Annotated in this window: 20 protein-coding genes; 5 read left to right on the forward strand and 15 right to left on the reverse strand. The window is 67.5% G+C overall.

Annotated elements, in window-relative coordinates:
• Positions 1 to 4 precede the first annotated feature (4 nt).
• The 4 genes from CHB64_RS01920 to aceA all read right to left on the reverse strand — a co-directional run bounded on the left by CHB64_RS01920 (position 5) and on the right by aceA (position 5,184).
• A complete protein-coding gene (locus CHB64_RS01920) occupies positions 5 to 1,285 on the reverse strand; it encodes an O-antigen ligase family protein (RefSeq protein WP_089410888.1) in 1,281 nt (426 codons plus the stop codon).
• Positions 1,282 to 3,252: a threonine--tRNA ligase gene (gene thrS / locus CHB64_RS01925; protein WP_089410889.1), complete on the reverse strand. Its 1,971-nt coding sequence runs from the start codon at positions 3,250 to 3,252 to the stop codon at positions 1,282 to 1,284. The genes CHB64_RS01920 and thrS overlap by 4 nt, the downstream gene beginning before the upstream one ends.
• An 86-nt stretch (positions 3,253 to 3,338) precedes the next feature.
• Positions 3,339 to 3,767 carry a membrane protein insertion efficiency factor YidD gene (gene yidD / locus CHB64_RS01930; RefSeq protein WP_200815199.1) on the reverse strand — a complete coding sequence of 143 codons (429 nt, stop codon included), beginning with the start codon at positions 3,765 to 3,767 and terminating at the stop codon, positions 3,339 to 3,341.
• Between the two features lie 118 nt (positions 3,768 to 3,885).
• Entirely contained in the window at positions 3,886 to 5,184 is a 1,299-nt protein-coding gene (gene aceA, locus CHB64_RS01935) for an isocitrate lyase (RefSeq protein ID WP_089410891.1), read from the reverse strand.
• A gap of 179 nt (positions 5,185 to 5,363) precedes the next feature.
• On the opposite strand from aceA, the gene CHB64_RS01940 reads away from it, so the two are divergent.
• Genes CHB64_RS01940 through CHB64_RS01950 form a run of 3 tightly spaced genes read left to right on the forward strand, consistent with a single transcriptional unit; the run spans position 5,364 to position 8,429 of the window.
• Positions 5,364 to 6,773, forward strand: coding sequence for a helix-turn-helix domain-containing protein (locus CHB64_RS01940; protein ID WP_089410892.1), 1,410 nt, complete (start codon positions 5,364 to 5,366; stop codon positions 6,771 to 6,773).
• 19 nt (positions 6,774 to 6,792) lie between these two features.
• The gene (locus CHB64_RS01945; protein ID WP_089410893.1) at positions 6,793 to 7,581 is read left to right on the forward strand and encodes a glycosyltransferase family 2 protein; all 789 of its coding nucleotides are present in this window, start codon (positions 6,793 to 6,795) and stop codon (positions 7,579 to 7,581) included.
• Positions 7,578 to 8,429: an FkbM family methyltransferase gene (locus CHB64_RS01950; RefSeq protein ID WP_089410894.1), complete on the forward strand. Its 852-nt coding sequence runs from the start codon at positions 7,578 to 7,580 to the stop codon at positions 8,427 to 8,429. Before CHB64_RS01945 ends, CHB64_RS01950 begins: the two co-directional genes overlap by 4 nt.
• Here the strand turns inward: CHB64_RS01950 and ppk2 are convergent.
• Genes ppk2 through CHB64_RS01965 form a run of 3 tightly spaced genes read right to left on the reverse strand, consistent with a single transcriptional unit; the run spans position 8,414 to position 10,976 of the window.
• A complete protein-coding gene (gene ppk2 / locus CHB64_RS01955; protein WP_089410895.1) occupies positions 8,414 to 9,205 on the reverse strand; it encodes a polyphosphate kinase 2 in 792 nt (263 codons plus the stop codon). The two genes, CHB64_RS01950 and ppk2, sit on opposite strands and share 16 nt — an antisense overlap.
• Entirely contained in the window at positions 9,202 to 10,092 is an 891-nt protein-coding gene (locus tag CHB64_RS01960; RefSeq protein WP_089410896.1) for an Hsp33 family molecular chaperone HslO, read from the reverse strand. Before CHB64_RS01960 ends, ppk2 begins: the two co-directional genes overlap by 4 nt.
• Before the next feature lie 23 nt (positions 10,093 to 10,115).
• Positions 10,116 to 10,976, reverse strand: a complete 861-nt coding sequence (locus CHB64_RS01965) for an ABC transporter permease (protein WP_089410897.1) — start codon at positions 10,974 to 10,976, stop codon at positions 10,116 to 10,118.
• A 330-nt stretch (positions 10,977 to 11,306) separates the two neighbouring features.
• On the opposite strand from CHB64_RS01965, the gene CHB64_RS01970 reads away from it, so the two are divergent.
• On the forward strand, positions 11,307 to 11,822 hold the full coding sequence (locus CHB64_RS01970; RefSeq protein WP_089410898.1) for a GcrA family cell cycle regulator: 516 nt from the start codon (positions 11,307 to 11,309) through the stop codon (positions 11,820 to 11,822).
• A 150-nt stretch (positions 11,823 to 11,972) separates the two neighbouring features.
• Here CHB64_RS01970 and CHB64_RS15015 read toward each other — a convergent pair whose 3' ends face one another.
• The 7 genes from CHB64_RS15015 to CHB64_RS02000 all read right to left on the reverse strand — a co-directional run bounded on the left by CHB64_RS15015 (position 11,973) and on the right by CHB64_RS02000 (position 19,293).
• Complete coding sequence (locus CHB64_RS15015) at positions 11,973 to 12,458, reverse strand: hypothetical protein (protein WP_143265917.1); 486 nt, start codon at positions 12,456 to 12,458, stop codon at positions 11,973 to 11,975.
• A complete protein-coding gene (gene phoB / locus CHB64_RS01975) occupies positions 12,455 to 13,147 on the reverse strand; it encodes a phosphate regulon transcriptional regulator PhoB (protein WP_089410899.1) in 693 nt (230 codons plus the stop codon). The genes CHB64_RS15015 and phoB overlap by 4 nt, the downstream gene beginning before the upstream one ends.
• A 15-nt stretch (positions 13,148 to 13,162) precedes the next feature.
• Complete coding sequence (gene phoU, locus CHB64_RS01980) at positions 13,163 to 13,903, reverse strand: phosphate signaling complex protein PhoU (RefSeq protein ID WP_089410900.1); 741 nt, start codon at positions 13,901 to 13,903, stop codon at positions 13,163 to 13,165.
• Between the two features lie 91 nt (positions 13,904 to 13,994).
• Entirely contained in the window at positions 13,995 to 15,437 is a 1,443-nt protein-coding gene (locus tag CHB64_RS01985) for an ATP-binding protein (RefSeq protein WP_159462375.1), read from the reverse strand.
• A 100-nt stretch (positions 15,438 to 15,537) separates the two neighbouring features.
• On the reverse strand, positions 15,538 to 17,316 hold the full coding sequence (locus tag CHB64_RS01990) for a DUF885 domain-containing protein (RefSeq protein WP_183233960.1): 1,779 nt from the start codon (positions 17,314 to 17,316) through the stop codon (positions 15,538 to 15,540).
• 144 nt (positions 17,317 to 17,460) lie between these two features.
• On the reverse strand, positions 17,461 to 18,798 hold the full coding sequence (gene rimO / locus CHB64_RS01995) for a 30S ribosomal protein S12 methylthiotransferase RimO (RefSeq protein ID WP_089410902.1): 1,338 nt from the start codon (positions 18,796 to 18,798) through the stop codon (positions 17,461 to 17,463).
• A 51-nt stretch (positions 18,799 to 18,849) separates the two neighbouring features.
• Positions 18,850 to 19,293, reverse strand: a complete 444-nt coding sequence (locus tag CHB64_RS02000; protein WP_089410903.1) for a hypothetical protein — start codon at positions 19,291 to 19,293, stop codon at positions 18,850 to 18,852.
• 144 nt (positions 19,294 to 19,437) lie between these two features.
• Between CHB64_RS02000 and CHB64_RS02005 the strand changes: the two genes are divergently transcribed.
• Positions 19,438 to 20,634 (forward strand): PQQ-dependent sugar dehydrogenase, encoded by a 1,197-nt coding sequence (locus CHB64_RS02005; protein WP_089410904.1) that lies wholly within the window; start codon positions 19,438 to 19,440, stop codon positions 20,632 to 20,634.
• A 4-nt stretch (positions 20,635 to 20,638) separates the two neighbouring features.
• Here the strand turns inward: CHB64_RS02005 and CHB64_RS02010 are convergent, their stop codons facing one another.
• A complete protein-coding gene (locus CHB64_RS02010; protein WP_089410905.1) occupies positions 20,639 to 20,926 on the reverse strand; it encodes an acylphosphatase in 288 nt (95 codons plus the stop codon).
• Positions 20,927 to 20,965 lie beyond the last annotated feature (39 nt).

Genomic DNA, 20,965 nt, shown 5'->3' on the forward strand with positions numbered 1-20,965 from the left:
GCGATCATCGCCGATCATGAATACATTTCGTTAACATCACGCCGATCCCGGCGAATCCCACGGCGGCGAGGCGCCAGACCTGCCACAGGCTCGCCTCGATCGCGGCGGAGACCAGCACGGCCGCCGCCGCCCCGGCGAGCGCGGCCGCAAGCGGAGGCGCCGGATCGGCACGGGCCAGCAGCGCGAAGCCGGCGATCAGCACGACCCCGAACAGGGCCGCGCCCGGCAGGCCGAGCTCCAGCCAGATCTGCAGGAAGACGCTGTGCGGGTGGATCGGCAAAAGCGGAACCGGCCCCTCGGCGCCCGGGAGCGAAACCGTCGCGCCGGCCGCCGAATAGGCGCGCGCGAAATCGGCGCCGCAGCCCCAGGGCAGGCAGTCGAGCGCGAGCCCGCCCGCCGCGCGCCAGATGAAGAGCCGCTGGAGCCAGGAGAGCGGCAGCTCCCCGAACGCGCCGGTCGCCAGCGCCTCGGCGGGCAGGGCGGCGGCGAGAAGCGGCGCGGCGGCGAGCAGGCCGAGGGCGAGCCAGAAAAGCCCGCCGAGGACCCGGCGCGGGGCGGCGAGGGCCAGGGCGGCCGCCAGCGCGCCGGCCGCGAGCGCGGCGACGTTCGCCGCGATGGTCAGGCCCAGCGCGGCGGCGAGCGCGAGCGCGACGAGCGCGACCGGCGCCAGCGCCGGCGCGCGCATCCGCCCTTTCGCGTAGAGATGGACGAGCGCGGCGGCGGGAAAGACCGCCGGCGCAAGCGCGGTCAGCCCGCGTCCGAGCGCGGTGATGTCCTTGTGGCGCTCCGGCGAAAGATCCGCAGGCGGAGCGAGCGCCCGCAGAAGGCCGCCCGTGCGCGATTCGATAAACAACAGCGCGGCGCCGAGAATGACCGCCCCCGCGTAGAGCGCGGCGAGGCGCGGACGCGGTCCGCCCGACGCCGCCCAGACCGCCGCCCCGCACGCGAAAGCCGCGCCCGCGACATTGAGCGCGAGCTTGCCCGCCGCCGGCTGCGGCGACCACAGGCCGCTCGCCGCGATCCAGCCGCTCAGCGCCAGCACGGCGAGCGCGCCGGCGGTCAACGGATCACGAAGATCGGGGCGGCGAATGATCCGGTTGCGGCCGAGCCGCCAAAGCTCGCCGCGCGTCGCGGCGAGAACGCCCGCGACCAGCATCAGCGGCGCGAAACCGCGATGGGCGAACACGGCGAGCAAAGGCGCGGCGGCGAACAGAACGGCGTAGGCGGCGTCGATCGCGCGCGCATGAGCGCCGGGCGGGGGGACGTCGGGCGCGGGCGCGCTCAAGCCTTGCGCGCCCTGAGATCGGGCGGCGTCGCCTCTTCGCCGAGTCGGGCGGCCGCCTCGTCGAGGTCGAGGACCTCCTGGCGTTCGGCGCCGAGCCGGCGCAGCGAGACCTTGCGCTCGTCCGCCTCGCGCGCGCCGACGACGGCGATCGCGGGGACTTTGGCGTGAGAGTGTTCGCGCACCTTGTAGTTGATCTTCTCGTTGCGCAGATCGGTCTCGACCCGCAGGCCCTTCGCGGCGAGCAGGGCGGCGGCCTCTTTCGCGTAATCGTCCGCCTCCGACGTGATGGTCGCGACGACGACCTGAACCGGCGCGAGCCACAGGGGCAGCCGGCCGGCATAATGCTCGATCAGCAGGCCGATGAACCGCTCGAAGGTGCCGAGCACAGCCCGGTGCAGCATCACCGGCCGGCGCTTCGCCCCCGTCTCGTCGACATAGGAGGCATCGAGCCGCTCCGGCAGCACGTAGTCGAGCTGGAAAGTGCCCGCCTGCCACGTGCGGCCGATGGCGTCGGTGAGATGGAATTCGAGCTTCGGACCGTAAAACGCGCCCTCGCCTTCGGCATAATCGAAATCGAGGCCCGAAGCCGTCAGCGCGTCGGCGAGCGCTTTCTCCGCGCGATCCCAGACCGCATCTTCGCCGGCGCGGTTTTCCGGGCGCGTGGCGAGCTTGTAGCGGATGTCCGAGAGCCCCATGTCGTCATAGACGCGGGCGAAGAGCGCGAGGAAACGCTTCGTCTCATCCGTAATCTGATCTTCCCGGCAGAAGATGTGCGCATCGTCCTGGGTCATCTGGCGCACGCGCAAGAGGCCGTGCAGCCCGCCATGGGCCTCATTGCGATGGCAGCAGCCGAACTCGGCCATGCGGATCGGCAGGTCGCGATAGGATTTCACGCCCTGCTTGAAGATCTGCACATGGGCCGGGCAGTTCATGGGCTTCAAGGCCATCAGCCCCGCCTCGCCGGACAGCACCGGCTTTCCTTCCTCCGTCGAGGGAATTTCATCGGGCACGACGAACATGTTCTCGCGGAACTTCGACCAGTGGCCCGACTTCTCCCAGAAGACGGAGTCGAGAAGCTGCGGGGTTTTCACCTCCACATAGCCGTCCTCGTCCTGGCGCCGGCGGATATAGGCTTCGAGCACGCGCCAGATCATGTAGCCTTTGGGATGCCAGAACACCGAGCCCTGGGCCTCCGGCTGGAAGTGGAACAGGCCGAGCTCGCGCCCCAGCCTGCGGTGATCGCGCTTTTCGGCCTCGTCGAGCCGCTGGAGATGCGCCTTCAGATCCTTCTCACTGAGCCAGGCGGTCCCGTAGATCCGCTGCAGCATGGGGTTGCGGTGATCGCCCCGCCAGTATGCGCCGGCGACCTTCATCAGCTTGAACGCCTTCCCGATATGCTTCGTGGACGGAAGATGCGGGCCGCGGCACAGGTCGTGCCAGTCGCCGTGCCAGTAGATTTTTATCTCCTCGCCCTCAGGCAGATCGGCGATGATCTCGGCCTTGTAAGTCTCGCCGATCTTCTTGAAATGACGGATCGCCTCTTCCCGGTCCCAGACCTCCTTGCGGGTCGGGCGGTCCTCGTCGACGATCTCGGCCATGCGCGTTTCGATTCTTTCAAGATCGTCGCTGGAGAAGGGCTCGTCGCGGGCGAAGTCGTAATAGAAGCCGTCCTCGATGACCGGGCCGATGGTGACCTGCGTGCCGGGATAGAGCTCCTGCACCGCCTGGGCGAGCAGATGCGCCGCGTCGTGGCGGACGAGCTCCAGCGCCTGGGGGTCGTCGCGGGTGACGATCTCGACCGTCGCATCGCGCGCCACCGGCTCGAACAGATCCGTGAGCGCGCCGTCGACGCGCATCGCGATCGCCTTTTTGGCGAGCGACTTCGAGATCGACTCGGCGATGTCGGTTCCCGTGACGGGGCCGTCGAACCGGCGAACCGATCCGTCGGGAAGCGTGATGGCGACCATGAGCTCAGGCTTTCGACCGTTTCTGCGGGCGCGAAGGGTTGTGCTTCCATGAGCGCGGCGGATTCGTCAAGGCTGCGGCGCGCGCGTCAGCCCGATGTCGGACGTGTCGAAGACGGCGCGCCCGGCGGGTTTTCGCTGTCCTTCGCGCGCGTCGAAGACTGATCGGGCGCGTCCGGAACCGCCCGCGCCGTCCAGGCCCAGTCGCCATAGCGCCAGATGCGCCAGCCGGCGTCGGGCAGGCGCGCCGGCGCCGGGTCCCAACCGCTTCCCCCCAGCGGATGACAGCGGGAAAGGCGCGCGGCCGCCGCTACGGCGCCCCGGAAGGCGCCATGCCGGCGGATCGCCTCTGCAGCGTATTCCGAACAGGACGGCGCATAGCGGCAGCGCGCGCCGAGCGCGTAGAAGGCCGGCGATAACGTCCGCTTATAGAGCCAGAGGAGCCCCAGCGCGGCGCGGGCGGCGATCCCCGGCGCGGCGCGCGGCTGCGATGCGGGACGCGGCGACATGCCTGACATATGGTCCCCTCCCGGCGCGGAGAAAAGCGGCCCCCAGCGAAAACGCCGCTCCGGGCGGGACCGGAGCGGCGTTCCTCGCGGGCGTCCTCCCTAGACGCCAGCCTCCCTCGGCAGGGCCTTACTCCGCCGCGACCTGCGCCGCCCTGAACTGGGCGGTCTCGGTCGACTCGGCCATGGCGACAGTCGACGCCTGACCGCCGGAAAGCGTGTTCGCCACGAGATCGAAATAGCCCGTGCCGACCTCGCGCTGATGGCGCGTGGCTTCATAGCCGAGCTTCTCGGCGGCGAATTCCGCCTGCTGAAGCTCCGAGTAGGCCGCCATGCCGCGCTCGCGATAGCCATGGGCGAGCGTGAACATGGAATGATTGAGCGCGTGGAACCCGGCGAGGGTGACGAACTGGAACTTGTAACCCATGGCGCCGAGCTCGCGCTGGAACTTGGCGATGGTGGCCTTGTCGAGCTTCGCCTCCCAGTTGAAGGACGGCGAGCAGTTATACGCCATCATCTTGCCGGGAAATTCCTTCTGGATCGCCTCGGCGAATTTGCGCGCGTCGTCGAGATCGGGATGCGAGGTCTCCCACCACAGAAGATCCGCATGCCGCGCATAGGCGAGCCCGCGGGCGATGCAGTGGTCGAGGCCGGTCCCCTCCTTCAGGCGATAGAAGCCTTCCGGCGTGCGGCCCTGATCGAAGTCGATGAAGCGATGGTCGCGCTCGTCGATGTCGGAAGTGATGAGTTTCGCCGACTCCGCGTCGGTGCGCGCGACCAGGATCGTCGGCGCGCCGCATACGTCCGCCGCCAAGCGCGCCGCGGAAAGATTGCGTTCATGGGCCTTGGTCGGAATCAGCACCTTGCCGCCGAGATGGCCGCATTTCTTCTCCGACGCGAGCTGGTCCTCGAAATGGACGCCGGCCGCACCCGCTTCGATATAGGCCTTCATGATCTCGAAGCAGTTGAGGGGCCCGCCGAAGCCGGCCTCCGCGTCGGCGACGATGGGCAGGAAGTAGTCGCGCTTCGCGCCGCCTTCCGAATGCTCGATCTGATCGGCCCGCCGCAGCGCGTTGTTGATGCGCCGGGCGAGTTCAGGCCCGGAATTGGCCGGATAGAGCGACTGGTCGGGATAGACCTGGCCCGCGACATTGGCGTCGCCGGCGACCTGCCAGCCCGACAGATAGATCGCCTTGAGGCCGGCCTTGGCCATCTGGATCGCCTGATTGCCGCTGAGCGCGCCCAGCGCGTTCACATAAGGCTCGTTCTTCAGCAGATCCCACAGCTTCGCCGCGCCGCGCTCGGCGAGGGTGTAGGCGATGTCGATCGAGCCCCTGAGGCGCAGGACGTCTTCCGGCGCGTAGTTGCGCTCGACGCCGTCGAAACGGTCCTCGGCTGCGGCGGGAACGAGATCCTTGAACGTGGCCATGAATAACGACTCCGGAAACTGACTGGGTTGACCTGCGCAGCCTGGCGCCTTCGCAGATGCGAAGCGAGCTTTTCCGGGCGCCGTTGTCACTAGCGTCACGTATAATTTTGTGAAATTGTGTATTTTGTAAATTTTCAGGCCGAAGCCCGCCTCAAGGCTTGCAATGCGGACCATCGGACATGGCGGCCAGAAAGCGTAAACTTTACCTCGGACCCCAGATTCGCCGGCTGCGGCGCGAGCGCGGGATCACCCAGGCGCAGATGGCCGCCGAGCTCGGCGTGTCGCCGTCCTACGTCAATCTCGTCGAGCGCAATCAACGCCCCGTCTCGGCCGATCTGCTGGTCCGGCTCGCCCAGGCTTACGATCTCGACCTATCGGCCTTTTCCGACGAACGCGCGGAGGATTTGTTCGTCGCCCTCAACGACGCCTTCGCCGACCCCATCTTCCAGAACGCCGGGGCGACCCGCGAAGACGCGCACGAGCTGGCCGCCGGCAATCCGGTGCTGGGCGAGGCGGTGGCCGCGCTCTACCGCGCCTACCGCCAGGCCCAGCACGAGCTCATCGAGGCGCGCGCCGGGGGGCGGGCCGGCGCGGACGATCCGGTCGAAGAGGCGCGCGATTTCATTCAGGCGCACGGAAACTATTTCGCCCCCCTAGACGAGGCGGGCGAGGCGGTCGCCGCCGAAGCGGGCCGGGGCGATCTGTTCGCCGCCCTCGCGCGCCGGTTTCAGGAGCGCCATCGGCTGCGCGCGCGCGTGCTGCCCGCGGACGTGATGGCGGGCGCCTGGCGCCGGCTCAACCGTCACGCCGGCGAGCTTTCCATCTCGGAAAGCCTCGACCAGGCGAGCCGGAGCTTCCATCTCGCCCTGCAGCTCGCGCTGGTCGAACAGGCCAGGACGCTCGACCGGCTGGTGAATGAGGCGAAATTCGAGACCGACGCCGGCCGCCGGCTCGCGCGCGCCGCGCTCGCCAATTACGCGGCCGGCGCGATCATGATGCCCTACCGGGCCTTTCTCGACGCCGCCCGGTCGCTCAAATACGACGTCGAGGCCCTAGGTCGCCGCTTCGGCGCGAGCTTCGAGCAGGTCGCCCACCGCCTCACGACGCTGCAAAGGCCGGGCGCGGAGGGAATTCCCTTCTTTTTCCTGCGGGTCGACGCGGCCGGCAACGTCTCGAAGCGCTATTCCGGCGGGGTCTTTCCCTTCGCGCGCCATGGCGGCTCGTGCCCCTTATGGAACGTGCACGAAGCGTTCAGGACGCCGCGGCGGGTGCTAACGCAGATCGTCGCCCTGCCCGACGGGACGCGCTATTTCTCCATCGCGCGGACCGTGCATGGCGGGGCTGGCTATTACGGCGCGCCGCAGGCCGAGCGGGCGGTCGCGCTCGGCTGCGCGCTTGAGCATGCCGGCGGGCTCGTCTATGCGCAGGGCATGGACCTCGCCGCCGCCCGCCCGACGCCGATCGGCGTCACCTGCCGCCTGTGCGAGCGGCCAGACTGCGCCGCGCGCGCCCATCCGCCGTTGCGCCGGCGCCTCGTGGTCGACGAGCATCGCCGGCTTGCGACGCCCTTCGGCTTCGCGTTCGACTGAGCCGGAAGGAGCGCCGCCGATGGCCCGCGACGCCAAGCCGCCCGTGTCCGCTTACATCCGCGCCCGGAATGAAGCGCGGATGATCGCGGACGTCGCGCGCGCCGCGCTGCAAGTCGCCGACGAGGTCGTGGTCGTGGATTCGGGCTCGACCGACGACACAGCGCGCCTCGCCGCAGAAGCCGGAGCGCGCGTCGTGCGTCAGGACTGGCTTGGCAACGGCCATCAGAAACGCTTCGCCGAGGAGCAATGCCGCCACGACTGGCTGCTCGATCTCGATGCGGATGAAATCGTAACGCCGGAGCTGGCGGCGGAAATTCGCGCCCTGTTCGACGGCGGCGAGCCGCCCCGCCCCGTCTACCGCACGCCGATGGCGATCGCCCCGCCGGTCGGCGAGCCGTGGACGCGCTTCGGCCTTGCGAAACGCTGCAAGCTCTACGATCGCCGCGTCGTGCGCGCGCCCGCGCACGCCGCCTGGGACCAGTTCGCCGTTCCGGCCGGCGTCAAGACGGGTCGGCTGAAGAACCCCATCATCCACCACGCCTTCGCGGACACGGCCCATCTCGTCGACAAGCTCAACCGCAATTCGTCGACGCGCGCGCGGGAGCTTGCGCCCAAGCCCATGCCGGTTCTCGCGCTGCGCGTCTTTTTCGGCCTGCCTTTCTATTTCGCGCGGCGCTATCTTCTCGACGGGCTTTTTCGCGGCGGCGTCTACGGCTTTTCCTTCGCGCTGCTGTCGGCCTGGGGACGCTGGCTGCGGGACGTGAAGATGTTCGAGCGGCGAAAGAAAGAAGCGGAGCGCCGGAAATGACGGATGCGGACGAGCCGCCCTTCGGCGCCTTCGCGCCCTCGCCGATGCAGATGCGCGCGCGCCGGCTCGCCCACGCCCTTCCCGACAATTACTGGGGCCGGCGCGCAGCCTCGCTGCTGATCGGGCCTGCCGGCGCGCGCGCGCGGCGGGCCTTCGACGTCGACATTTTCGGCTCGCAGCGCGCGCGGCTCCATCCTTACGACAATATCTGCGAAAAGCGCGTCTACGCCACGCCGCAGCTCTGGGACGCGAAGGAGCGCGCGGCCCTGGCGCGCGCCATTTCGCAATCCGCAGACGGCGTGTTTCGCTTCGTCGACATCGGCGCCAATGTCGGCCTCTACGCGCTTTACGCCCGCGCGCGCTGTCTCGACGCCGTCAAGACGTTGCGCGCGATCTGCGTCGAGCCGGACCCGGAGATGCGCGCGCGGCTCGCCTTCAACGCCGCGGCCTCGGGCGCCGAGGAGGACCTGGCCGTTCTTCCCTATGCGGCCGCCGGCGAAGACGGTCCGGTGCGTTTCGCGGTCAACGTGGAAAGCCGCGGCATGAGCCGCATCGACCCCGCCGGCGGGCTTCGCGTCGAAGGGCGGAGCATCCTGTCGATCTTGCGCGAGGAGGGCCTTGCCCGCGTCGACGCCATGAAGATCGACATCGAGGGCCATGAATACGCCGTGCTCGAATCTTTCTTCGCCGACGCGCCGGACGCGCTTCTGCCCGAACTTCTGATCCTTGAGATTTCGCATGAACGCGAGAACCGGCGCGCCGGCGCGCTCGCGCTGGAAAGCGGCTATCGCGAGCTGTTCCGTACCCGTCTTAATCTCGTGGCGATCCGCGCTCAGGCGTCCGGATAGTAGTCCTTCACGAGATAGCGCCGCTCGACGCCGGTGCGCTCATAGCCCGCCTCCTCCATGCTCTGACGCGGCGGCAGCGCGATCGGCGCGAAGGCTTCTTCGTTGAACTCGTAGGGAATATTGTCGAGAATCGAACGGATGGCGTTGAGCCGCCCCTTTCGCTTGTCGTCGCCGTCGATCACGCGCCACGGCGCGTGATCGGTGCTCGTCGTCTCCAGCATCTTGTTGCGATGTTTGGAGAATTCGGCCCAGCGCCGGCGCGCTTCGAGGTCGACAGGCGACAGCTTCCAGCGCTTGCGGGGATCGCAGGCGCGATCCTGAAAGCGGCGTTCCTGCGTCTCCTCGGAGATCTGGATCCAGTATTTGAGGAGAATGATCCCGCTGTCGATCAGCATCTTCTCGAACAACGGGACCTCGCGCATGAAGGCTTCGTGCTGCTGGGGCGTGCAGAAGCCCATGACCGGCTCGACCACCGCGCGGTTGTACCAGGAGCGGTCGAACAGAACGATCTCGCCCCCGGAAGGCAGATGCGCGACGTAGCGCTGGAAATACCATTGCGTCCGTTCCCGGTCGGAGGGCTTGGGCAACGCCGCGATGCGCCAGACGCGCGCGTTCATCCGCCTCATGACGGTCTTGATGAGCCCGCCCTTACCGGCCGCGTCGCGCCCCTCGAACAGGATCGCGATTTTCATCCCCTTTCGCTGCACGGTCTCCTGCAGCTTGGCGAGCTCGAATTCGAGCTCGGCGAGTTCCTTTTCGTAGGCCTTTTTCTTCACGCGGCGACCTCCCGCCCGTGACGGTCGAACAGATACTCCGTCCGGCAGAAATCGCAGGCGGCGCGGATGAAGCCGTCCTCGACCATGCCGGCGAGCGCGGCTTCGTCATAGCGGGCGAGCACGGCGGCGATCCGGCCGGCGTCGCAGCCGCACCAGGCGCGCACGTCTTTCGCCTCGAAAGCGCGCACGCCCTCTTCGTGAAAGAGCCGGTAGAGCAGGCGCTCGGGCGAGAGATCGGGGTCGAGCAGTTCGTCCGCCTGCGTTGTTTCAAGCAGCGCGCCGGCGCGGGCCCACAGGTCGCGATCGCCTTCGCCGCCGGGCATGAGCTGCGCCATCACGCCGCCGGCGCGCCAGACCTCGCCTTCGCCGGGGCGCTGAACGCGCCCCGCGACGAGGCTGAGCGCGGTCGGGATCTGCTCGGACCGGGCGAAATAGCCGGCCGCCGCCGCCGCGAGGCTGTCGCCTTCGATGGGCGCGACGCCCTGATAGCGGTCCATGTCCGGGCCCTGATCGATGGTGAAGGCGAGATGGCCGCGGCCGACGAGCGCGCCAAGGCCGCGCGCGTCCGGCGCCGGCGCGTGCGCCACGCGCGCGGTCGCCCTGAGCCGCCCGTCGGTCCAATAGTCGGCGACGAGGAGCGGCACCGGCCCGTCGCCCTGCGCCTGAAGGGTCAGCCGCCCGCTGAATTTCAGGCTCGCGCCCATCATGGCGGCGAGGGCGGCGGCTTCCCCGACGAGCTCCTTTACCGGCGTCGAAAAGGGATGGGGACGGAGAATGCGATCGATCGCCGACCCGAGACGGACGACGCGCCCGCGCACCGGCCCGCTTTCGAGCTGAAACGGCAGGATCCGGTCCTCGCGCGCGTCTGTTCGCCCGTTCTCCGCCAAAACCGTCTCCTATGCCGCGGCGGTCAGCTTTTCAGCTTATACCCGACGCGGAACAGCCGGTAGCACCAGACCGCGAGGACCGCGTTGACGCTCATGGTCGCGCCGACGCCGACCGTCGGGGCGGCCTCGTAAACGCCGGTGAAGCCGAAACGTAAGCCGTCGATGAGATAGAAGACCGGGTTGAAATGGCTCGCGGTCAGAAAGGGCTCCGGCAGACTGCCGATGGCGTAGAACGTGCCCGACAGAAAGGTCAGCGGCGTGATGACGAAATTCGTCACCGCCGCGAGCTGGTCGAACTTCTCCGCCCAGATCCCGCCCACGACGCCGAGCATGCCGAACATCAGCGCCGCGGCGAGCCCGAAATAGGCGATCGCCCAGGGTTCGGCGAGCTTCATCGAGGCGCCCGACAGCGCCATGAACCCTGCGCTCGTCAGGGCCGTGACGAACCCGACCAGAAGCCCGCGCGCGGCCGCGCCGACGACGAAGGCCACCGTCAGCTCCGACGGCGACAACGGCGGCATCAGCACGTCGACGATCGAGCCCTGCACCTTGCCGATGATGAGCGAGGAGGAGGAGTTGGCGAAAGCGTTCGACAGGATCGCCATCATGATGAGGCCCGGCGCCAGAAACTCCACATAGGGCACGCCGTGGACGACCGTGTCGGCCCGGCCGAAGGCCTGCATGAAGACGATGAGAAAAAGCAGAGTCGAGATGACCGGCGCGAAGATGGTCTGGAACGAGACCTTCATGAAGCGCCGGATCTCCTTGGCGATCAGCGTCTGAAGCCCGAGCCAGTTGACGGCGCCGAAGCGGCGCTCGCCGAATGCCGGCGCGCCCGACGGGGGCCGCGCCTCATGGGACTTCTGTTCAAGCGTGACCGCCATGAGCTCGTCCTCGCATGCGTCCTCCCGAGCGCCGGGCCCCAAACGCCGGGCCCCAAACGCCGGGCCCCAAACGCCGGGCCGATGTGGGGCGCCGGGGCTGGCAGGTCAAGAAACCCGGTTTTTTCCACAGGGGTAGGGCCGCGCCTGCGGATATCGGCCCTACCACATATTGTGGCCGTACTTCTGTGCAAAAATACGCCCCGGCGCCATATTGTATTTTAGCCACATCGAGCTACTATATCTTGGCGCTCGGAGGGGCGCGGTTGGTAGATTTCACTACATATTGTTTTACGGGGCGACAGCCCTGCCAAAAAACGAGGAGCGGGCGCGATGGCTTGGAACGATGAACGGGTCGAGCTCTTGAAGAAGCTGTGGGCGGAAGGGCTGTCGGCGAGCCAGATCGCCTCGCGCATGGGCGGGGTCACGCGCAACGCGGTCATCGGCAAGGTCCACCGTCTGGGCCTGTCCGGCCGCGCCACCCCGGCCAAGCCCCAGCGCGGCTGCCGTCATCACGAGGGCGACGTCGAGGACGCCCGGCTGCTGGGCGAAGAGCCGCCGATGAAGCCGATCATTCCGGAGCCGGAATTCGCCGCGCCGGTGGTGCTCGAAGGCGGCGATCTGGCCACCGTCGCCACCCTCAAGGGCAATATGTGCAAATGGCCGATCGGCGACCCGACGAGCGACGACTTCCACTTCTGCGGACAGCCCACGCCGGCGGGCAAGTCCTACTGCCCCTATCACGCCCATCTCGCCTTCCAGCCGTCGGCCCAGCGCCGCCCGGAGCGCCGTCCCGAGCCGGCGCGGCTCGCGCCGTCCGAGGCCCATCGCCGCCGCGCCGCGGGATGACAAGGCGAGCGGTCCTTCCGGAATCGAAAAGCCCGCCGCCCGGCGGGCTTTTTCACGTCGACCGGCGTGCGCAGGCGGATGCGTCGCGTCTTTCAGCATCTGGCCCAGGGGCGTTTCCTTGGAAGCTGCGTCCTTAAAACAGAACCGCTATCAGCAAATCTCCGCGGCCTCCCTTCCCGACGCAATCACGGTGACGGCGCCAGTTTCTTTGTTGACCGCATAATAGGTCCAAGAGCCATCCGGAAACTCCGCATAGTAATAAACATTGTGCGAATCTTCGCCCACCCAAGTGACCGTCGGCCCGCCGCAATCTGAAGCAGAAGCGCCAGAACGCACTGCCAGCGGCGCGTCCGCTAGACCGTATGTCTGCATTGAGACAAGACGGTTGGCCTCATAAATCAAGATCGCGTAACCTGTTAATTGGCCATCTTTGAATACGGGGGCATTGTATTCGCCAATTTTAAACTGCTTCAGCCGTTCCTGAACTTTCTGTGGCAGCATTTCCAGATTTGGCGCAGACAACGCCGGCGGCGAAACGCTCGCTAGTCCCATGAGCAAAAGGAGCAACCACAGTAAATGCATGGAAGAGCCTTTTGAGTATTTGGGTATTTCAACTTTTACGGTAATGTCTATCACGATTGCGCGTCAAGCGCATAGCCCGCCGAGCGCACCGTGCGGATCGGATCGCCCTGATTGTACTTGTTGAGCGCCTTGCGCAGGCGGCCGATATGCACGTCGACGGTCCTGACCTCCACGAACACGTCGGAGCCCCAGACGGCGTTGAGAAGCTGCTCGCGGGAGAACACCCGGCCGGGATGCTGGATCAGATGATCGAGCAGACGGAACTCGGTGGGCCCGAGATGGATCTCCTTGCCGTCGCGCCAGACCCGATGGGCGGTGCGGTCGACCTTGATGTCGCCATGCGTGACCTCGTCCTGCACGAGGCCCGGCCGGATGCGGCGCAGCACCGCGCGCACCCGCGCGATCAGCTCGTTGGTGGAGAACGGCTTGGTGATGTAGTCGTCGGCGCCGATTTCGAGGCCGCGGATGCGGTCGGCCTCTTCCGAGCGGGCGGTCAGCATGATGACCGGCAGGTTCTTCGTCTCGGGCCGGGCGCGGATCTGTCGGCAGACCTCGATGCCGGAAAGGTTCGGCAGCATCCAGTCGAGGATCACGATATCGGGCTGGCTTTCGTCGATCTTGATGAGCGCCTCTTCGCCGTCGGAAGCGACCGTCGCGTCGAAATTCTCCTTCTTGAGATTGTATTCGAGGAGGGTCGCCAGCGCTTCTTCGTCTTCCACCACCAGAACGCGGGTGTTCGCCATCGCCGTCTCCTTGCGCTACGCGGACCGGCCGCCGCCGCGATTCTCCGTGTCGGGCGCAGGCACCTTCGTCAGCGAGGTTTCATCGCCTTTCGGGCGCTCATGAACAAGAGCCGAGCCTGTCAGCAGAAAATGAACGGCTTCGGCGATGTTGGTCGCGTGATCGCCCACGCGCTCGAAATTCTTGGCGATGAAGACGAGATGGGTGCAGGCGTTGACCTGGCCGGGGTCTTCCATCATCGCCAGCAGGATTTCGCGGAAAACGGAATTGTAAAGCTCGTCGAGCTCGTCGTCGCCGCCCCAGACGGCCTTGGCCGCGGCCAGGTTGCGCGCATTGTAGGCGTTGAGGATGTCGGCGATCTGGCGCAGGCTTTCCCGGCCCATGCGCGCCACGCCCGAATAGGGCCGCGGCGGCGGCTCGCGGCTGACGACCAGCGTGCGCTTGGCGACGTTCTTGGCGAGATCGCCCACGCGCTCGAGCTCGCCGGCGACCTTCATGAAGGTCATCACCTCGCGCAGCTGCGCGGCGGCGAGCGGCCCGCGCGACAGCAGCGCCATGACCTTGGTCTCGACAAGCTGATGAAAGGCGTCCACGCGCTGGTCGGCGGCGATGATGCGCTCGGCCGCGCCGACGTCGCGGCGCTCGAACGCGCTGATCGATTCGGCGAGCTGGCTCTCGACGAGACCCGCCATCTGGGCGAGGTCGATTTCGAGGGCGCGCATGGGTTCCGGCGGACGCGACTGTCCGGCAAGATTCATGATGTCTGCGTTCCTTTCCCGCCCCCGCGCCCGGCGGCGGACGGCCTGTGTGCGCTTCTTTTATGACAAATTCTTGTCCCGCGCAGCCGCTTTAGCGCATTTTTTGCGCCTCGTTCGGACCCGCCGCCGAGACGGCGCCGGCGCGCCCGTTCGCGGCGCGGAAATAGCAGGTGAAGGCCGTGCCCGCGGCGAGCCGGCTTTCGATCTGCAGCCCGCCTTTGTGGCGGTTGACGATATGCTTGACGATGGCGAGCCCGAGCCCCGTGCCGCCGCGCTTGCGGCTGCGCTCGACATTGACCCGGTAGAAACGTTCGGTGAGCCGCGGCAGATCCGCGCGTTCGATACCCGGTCCGAAGTCGCGCACCTGCACATAGACGAGCGAGTCGGGATCGATCATCCGGCGCGCGGCGAGCGCGACGGCGCTGTCGCCGGCCCGATGCGCGATCTCGCCTTCGCCGGCCAGCGCCGGCGCGGGCCCGCGGCCGACGCGCACTTTCACCAGCGCCGGCTCGCCGCCGTATTTCACCCCGTTGTCGATGAGATTCTGGATCGCCTGAAACAGCTCGTCGCGGTCGCCCTGGATGACGAACGATCCGTGTCCGTCCTGTTCGAAATCGACGATCGCGCCGGACTGCTCCAGCAGAGGCGCGAGGCTTTCGATCACGTCCCGCGCGATCTCGCCCAGATCGACCTCGCCGACGGGCGGGACATGCTCGTGCAGCTCGATGCGCGACAGCGACATGAGATCGGCGACGAGCCGCTGCATCCGCTCGGCCTGGGCCTGCATGATGCCCAAAAAACGCTCGCGCGCTTCTTCATCGGCGCGCGCCGGCCCGCGCAGGGTCTCGATGAAGCCGACGAGCGAGGCGAGCGGCGTTCTCAGCTCATGGCTGGCGCTGGCGATGAAATCGGCGCGCATCTGTTCGAGCCTGCGCTCGCTCGTCAGGTCACGGATGAAGACGAGCGCCCTGGACGCGTCCTTCGCGTCGTCGAGCGGCGCGACGAACGCCCGGCAGGAGCGCTCGACTCCGCCGGCCGTCGCGAAATCGACCGAGTGGGCGGGCTTCTCGCCGGCGACCACCGCCTCGACCGCTTCGAACACGGAAGGCGCGCGCAGCACCGCGGCGAAATGCCGACCCTCGGCGTTGTTTGAGCCGATGAACTCCGCCGCCGCCGCATTGGCGAGCTCGATCACCCCGTCGCGGTCGACGATAAAAATCGGATCCGGCAGGGCGAGCGCGACCCCGCGCGCGAGCCGCAGGGTCGACAGCTCCGCCTCGCGCGCGCCGAGCTCTGCGTCGATGACGCGCTGGACCGGCTCGGCCCACAGCCTGCCGGAGGAAAAGCGATAGCGCACCGCCAGCGCCGCCACATAGGCGATGAAGGCGAGCAGCGGCAGCTCCCACGAAGCGAGCCGGCCGAGCATGAACACGGCGGCGATTCCAGCCGCGATGGCGACTGACCAGGTGAAATCCCGCGAACGCGCCCGCGCCGCGGTTTTTCGAATGGTCGTCGCCAGATCTTCCTGTTCCATGCCCGCTCGCGCCGCCCGCACAAAGCGCGCAAGATTAGGCGGCCCGCCATAAGACGGCAACCGCCCGGCTTCGGCGCGGTCGAAAACGCCCCGCCGGCCCCTAACGCGCCTTCTCCGCCGCGATCCAGGCGTCGATCTTCGCTTCGAGCACGGACAATGGAACCCCGCCGTTTTCCAGCACGGCGTCATGGAAGCGGCGCAGATCGAAGTCCGGCCCCAGCGCCCTGGCGGCCCGCGCGCGCAGCTCCTTCAGCTTCAGCTCGCCGATCTTGTAGGCGAGCGCCTGGCCGCCATTGCCGATATAGCGGTCGACCTCGGCGCGGATGTTATGCTCGGAAAGCGCCGTGTTCTCGGCCATGAAGGCGATCGCCCGATCGCGCGACCAGCCCTTGGCGTGCAGCCCCGTATCGACCACCAGCCTGCAGGCCCGCCACATCTCGTAAGACAGCCGGCCGAAATTCGAATAGGGGTCCTGATAAAAGCCGATGTCGAGGCCGAGACTCTCGGCGTAAAGACCCCAGCCTTCGACGAAGGCGGTGAAGAAGGTGTATTTGCGGAACTCGGGCAGGTCGAGCTCCTGGGCGAGCGCGATCTGGAAGTGATGGCCCGGCACGGCCTCGTGCAGGGTCAGGGCCTCGATCTCGTAAAGCGGGCGGGTGTCGAGTTTCGAGGTATTGACGCGATAGACGCCCGCGCGGCTTCCGTCGCCGGCGGGGCGCTCGTAATAGGCCGTAGTCGTCGCTTCGGCGATGTCCTCAGGCACCGGCTTAACGGTATAGGGCATCCGCGGGAAGCGGGTGAAGAGCTTGGGCATCTCGCCGTCGGCCTTCTTGGCGACATAGGCGTTCTTCTCCAGAAGCTCCGCCTCGGACTTGGCGTAAAAGCGCGGGTCGGAGCGCAGAAATTCCTGGAACTCCTCGAACGACCCCTCGAAGCCCGACTCGGCGATCACCGCCTCCATCTCCTTGCGGATGCGCGCGACTTCTTTGAGGCCGATGTCGTGAATCGCGTCCGGAGTCAGCGCCGTCGTCGTGAATTGCCGCGTACGGAAAGCGTAGTAGTCCGCGCCGTCGGGCAGGTCGGAAAGCCCCACGGTCTCGCGGCAGGCGGGCGCGTATTCCTGTCGATAGAAATCGCCGAAGCCGGCGACGGCGGGAACGACCTCGCGCTCGATCACGCGCGCGGCCTCGTTCTTCAGCCGCCGCCAGTCGCGCTCGGGAATGGTTTGCGGGCGGTTTTCGAAGGGCTTGAAGAGGACGCTTTCCTCAGCCGCGTCGACGACATGGAAATCAATCGACTTCTCGTAGCCTTCCATGATGACGCAGGGCTGGGTCCAGCCGGCTTCGACGCCCGCGCGCAGGCGCTCCTTGACCTGATCGACATAGGCCGGCGCGACGCGCAGGCGCGCGATATAGCTTTCATAGTCGGCCTTGGTGAGGAAAGGCAGGCGGTCCGGCAGGTTAGCCAGAAACGTATGCGGCCCGCCGCGCCCGGAGATGACGAGATATTTGCCGCCATATTGCGCCGCTTCGACGTCCTGCGCGAGATCGAGGCGCAAAAGGTCGCGATTGAGCCGTTCTTCCGCGCTCAGCGCATCCGCGTCGAGCGCGTCGAGGCGCGCGACGAATTCGCGCGCCTTCTCGACGGAAGCCTCATAGGCTTCGAGGGAAGCGTCGGGGAGCCGGTCGTCATAGTCGCGCACGCCCAGCGAGGTGGCGAAGACCGGATTCTCCTCGAGCATCCAGGCCCAGTGATCGTCGAGGATGTCCTGCAGCGCTTCAGAGGCGCTTTCCTGCGCGCCCGCCGGCGCCATGACCGCCGCGCCGACCGTGAAGATCATGGCCGCGACGCCGGCCGCGAGACTATTTCCTGACAGCATGGACGCCGTTCCTCCCTTGCTTGTTCTTATCCGGGCATCGCATCTTACCGGCCGTCGCGCGCGCCGGAAGAGGCGAAGCCGCCAAATTGCGCCCGCCGCGCGCGATCTTGCTCGAAAGAATCGCCGGAAAGCGGCGAAGATCGCTCAACCTGCGCGTTCCGCCCACAGATCATAGGCGTCGGCGGCGACGACCCGCGCGCGCACCACGTCGCCGGGGCGAAGGCCGGTCTCGCCCTCGAGGATGACCGCGCCGTCGATCTCAGGCGCGTCGGCGTAGGAGCGCCCCACGGCCCCATCCTCGTCGACGGCGTCGATGAGAACGTCGAGCGCGCGCCCGACCCAGCCGGCGAGAATCTCGGCGGAGATCGCCTGCTGCGTCTCCATGAAGCGAGCGTAGCGTTCTTCCTTCACTTCCTCCGGGACTTGATCGGGCAGCGCGTTCGCGCTCGCGCCTTTCACGGGCTCGAACCGGAAGCACCCGACCCGCAACAGCCGCGCGGCCTTGAGCCATTCCAGGAGAAACGCGAAATCCTCCTCCGTCTCGCCGGGAAAGCCGACGATGAAGGACGACCGGATGACGAGGTCCGGACAGATGCTCCGCCAGCGTTCTATCTGCTCAAGGGTCTTTTCCTGACTCGCCGGCCGGCGCATGGCCTTGAGGATTTTCGGGCTCGCGTGCTGAAACGGGATGTCGAGATAGGGGAGAATCTTTCCCTCCGCCATCAGCGGGATCGCCGCGTCGACATGCGGATACGGATAAACATAATGAAGGCGCGTCCAGACGCCGAGCTCGCCCAATCCGCGCGCGAGATCGACAAACCGGGTCTCGTAGCGCGCGCCGCGCCACTCATAGGGGGCGTATTTGACATCGACGCCGTAGGCGGAGGTGTCCTGCGAGATGACGAGCAGCTCCTTGACGCCGGCTGCGACGAGCCTTTCGGCTTCTTTCAGCACGGCGTCGACGCGCCGGCTTTGCAGCTTTCCGCGCATCGAAGGAATGATGCAGAAGCTGCATGTGTTGTTGCAGCCTTCGGAAATCTTCAGATAGGCGTAATGGCGCGGGGTCAGGCGAATTCCCTGCGGCGGGACGAGGTCGAACAGCGGATCGTGCGCTGGCGGAACGGCGGCGCGCACCGCCTCCATCACCGCCTCATACTGATGCGGGCCGGTGACCGACAGCACCTTCGGATGCGTCGCGCGAATGAGATCGGCCTCCGCGCCGAGACAGCCGGTGACGATGACGCGCCCGTTCTCGGCGATCGCCTCGCCGATCGCCTCAAGGGACTCCGCCCGCGCCGTGTCGAGAAAGCCGCAGGTGTTCACGAGCACCGCGTCCGCGCCCTGATAGTCGGGCGCGATCTCATAGCCTTCCGCGCGCAGGCGCGTCAGGATGCGTTCGGAATCGACGAGCGCCTTCGGGCAGCCGAGGCTGACGATGCCGATTTTCGGCGCCTTTAGGGCTTTCAGGACGGCGGAGCTCATGGCGCGCGCCTATAGCGCAGGGACGGGCGCGACAAAAGCGAAACCCGCGCGTCAGAGCGTCCCGCGACCCTTCGCGAGGGCGAACACGAGTCCGCCGAGCGCGCCGGCGAGCGCCTGCAGCGCCAGCCCGACGGCGTCGCGCGCCCCGCCGATGACGCCCGCCCCGCCGCCGAGCTGCGCCTCTATCAGGATGATGACGGTCAGGACCGCCGCCGCGCCCGCAGCCGGATAGGCGATCGGCGCGAGCGGCTTCAGCAGGCGCTTGACGGCCGCCGCGACCGCGAAGCCGATCAGCAGCCCGACGGCGAGCATCAAGCCGTAGAGCCACAGCCCCGTGAAATTCGCAAGATAAGTCTCGGCCTGCTGGCCGGCGGTGTAGACCATGCCGATCGCGGCCTGCTTGGCGATGATCTGCTGGGTATAGAACGCCGCGGCGGCGACATAGGTCGTCGCGGCCGCGGCGAGGTAAGCGCCTGCGATGCGAAGAATCTTCATATCCTCGTCCCCGTCCGCTGTTCGCCCGGCACTATGGGGCAGGCCCGGCGTTGACGTCGAGCCCCGCGGGGCCTTAACCCTTTAGGCGCGTATCGCCTTGCGTTCCCGCCCTTTCCGGTCAGCCAGCCACAGGGAGCCCCGCTCATGGCCCGCCGTCTGCGTTTCCTGCTCGTCGCCAGCGCGTTCGCCCTCGCCGCCTGCTCGAATGAGAACGCCTCTTCGGCGGCCGGCCCCGACAGACCGAAAGGCGGCGGCGATCCTGCGCTTCAGACCACGCTCGCCGAGCCGGCGCCGGAAGGCGAACGCGCGCTGAATGTCGAGGTTCTCGCCGAAGGCCTCGTCAATCCGTGGTGCGTCGCCTTTCTGCCGGACGGAACCATTCTGGTGACGGAGCGGGCGGGCCGGCTGCGCGTGATCCGCGACGGGGCGCTGGTCGAAGAGCCCGTCGCCGGCGTCCCCGAGGTCTACGCGCACAACCAGGCCGGGCTGTTCGACATTCTTCCGCATCCGGACTTCGCCGAGAACCGGACGGTCTTCCTCGCCTACGCGCACGGGACCGATCGCGCCAACGCGCTTCGGGTGGCGCGCGCGACCTTCGACGGCGCGGCGCTCAACGATCTCGAAGTCATATACGAAGCCAAGCCGATGAAAGAGGCCGGCTATCATTACGGCGGCAAGATCGTCTACGCGCCCGACGGAACGCTGTGGGTCTCGGTCGGGGAAGGCTCGCGCTACAAGGAGCTCGCCCAGGACATGACGACCAGCTTCGGCGCGATCATCCGCATCAATCAGGACGGCTCGATCCCGGAGGACAATCCCGACTTCGGCGAAGACGCCCTGCCCGAGCTCTGGACCAAGGGCCACCGCAATCCGCAGGGCCTCGCCTGGGACGGCGAACGCGGAATCCTCTGGTCGAACGAGCACGGCCCCCGCGGCGGCGACGAGATAAACGTCATCGAGAAAGGCGCCAATTACGGCTGGCCGCTCGCGAGCTACGGTATCGACTATAACGGCGCGCGCATCACGCCGTTCACGGAGTATGAAGGGACCAGGCAGCCCTTCAAATACTGGACGCCGTCGATCGGCGTTTCCGGTCTCGCCGTTTATCGCGGCGACCTCTTCCCCGACTGGGACGGCGATCTTTTCGTCGGCGCGATGGCCACGCGGGCGCTGCACCGCATCGACCTCGACGAGGCCGGAAACGAGATCGGCGAGGAGCGCTATCTCCTCGGCGAACGGGTCCGCGACGTGCGCGTCGGTCCTGACGGCGCGATCTACGTCACGACCGAAGACCGACAAGGCGCGCCGATCGGCCAGGTGCTGCGCCTGACGCCCCAGTGAACGTCTAGACCGTCGGCAGGATGCGAAAGCCCGGCTCGACCGGCGCTTCGGCGAGGGTCTGGTCGATGGCCGTCACGCGCGCGGCCGGCGGGCCGCGCCAGGCTTTCTCGATGAAAGCGCGCGTCCGTTCCGGCGCGCCAGAGACGAGCGCCTCGACCGAACCGTCCGCGCGATTGCGCGCCCAGCCGTCGAGCCCGCCGGCGCGCGCTTCGCGCCCGACCCAGGCGCGATAGCCGACGCCCTGCACGCGGCCCCTGATGACGAGGCGGACGCTGACGCGATCCTCAGCCATAGGCGCAAGGTAACCCTAGCGACGGCGCGTTTCCATAAG

The sequence above is a fragment of the Amphiplicatus metriothermophilus genome, assembly GCF_900199215.1.
GTDB classification, from domain to species: Bacteria; Pseudomonadota; Alphaproteobacteria; order Caulobacterales; family Parvularculaceae; genus Amphiplicatus; species Amphiplicatus metriothermophilus.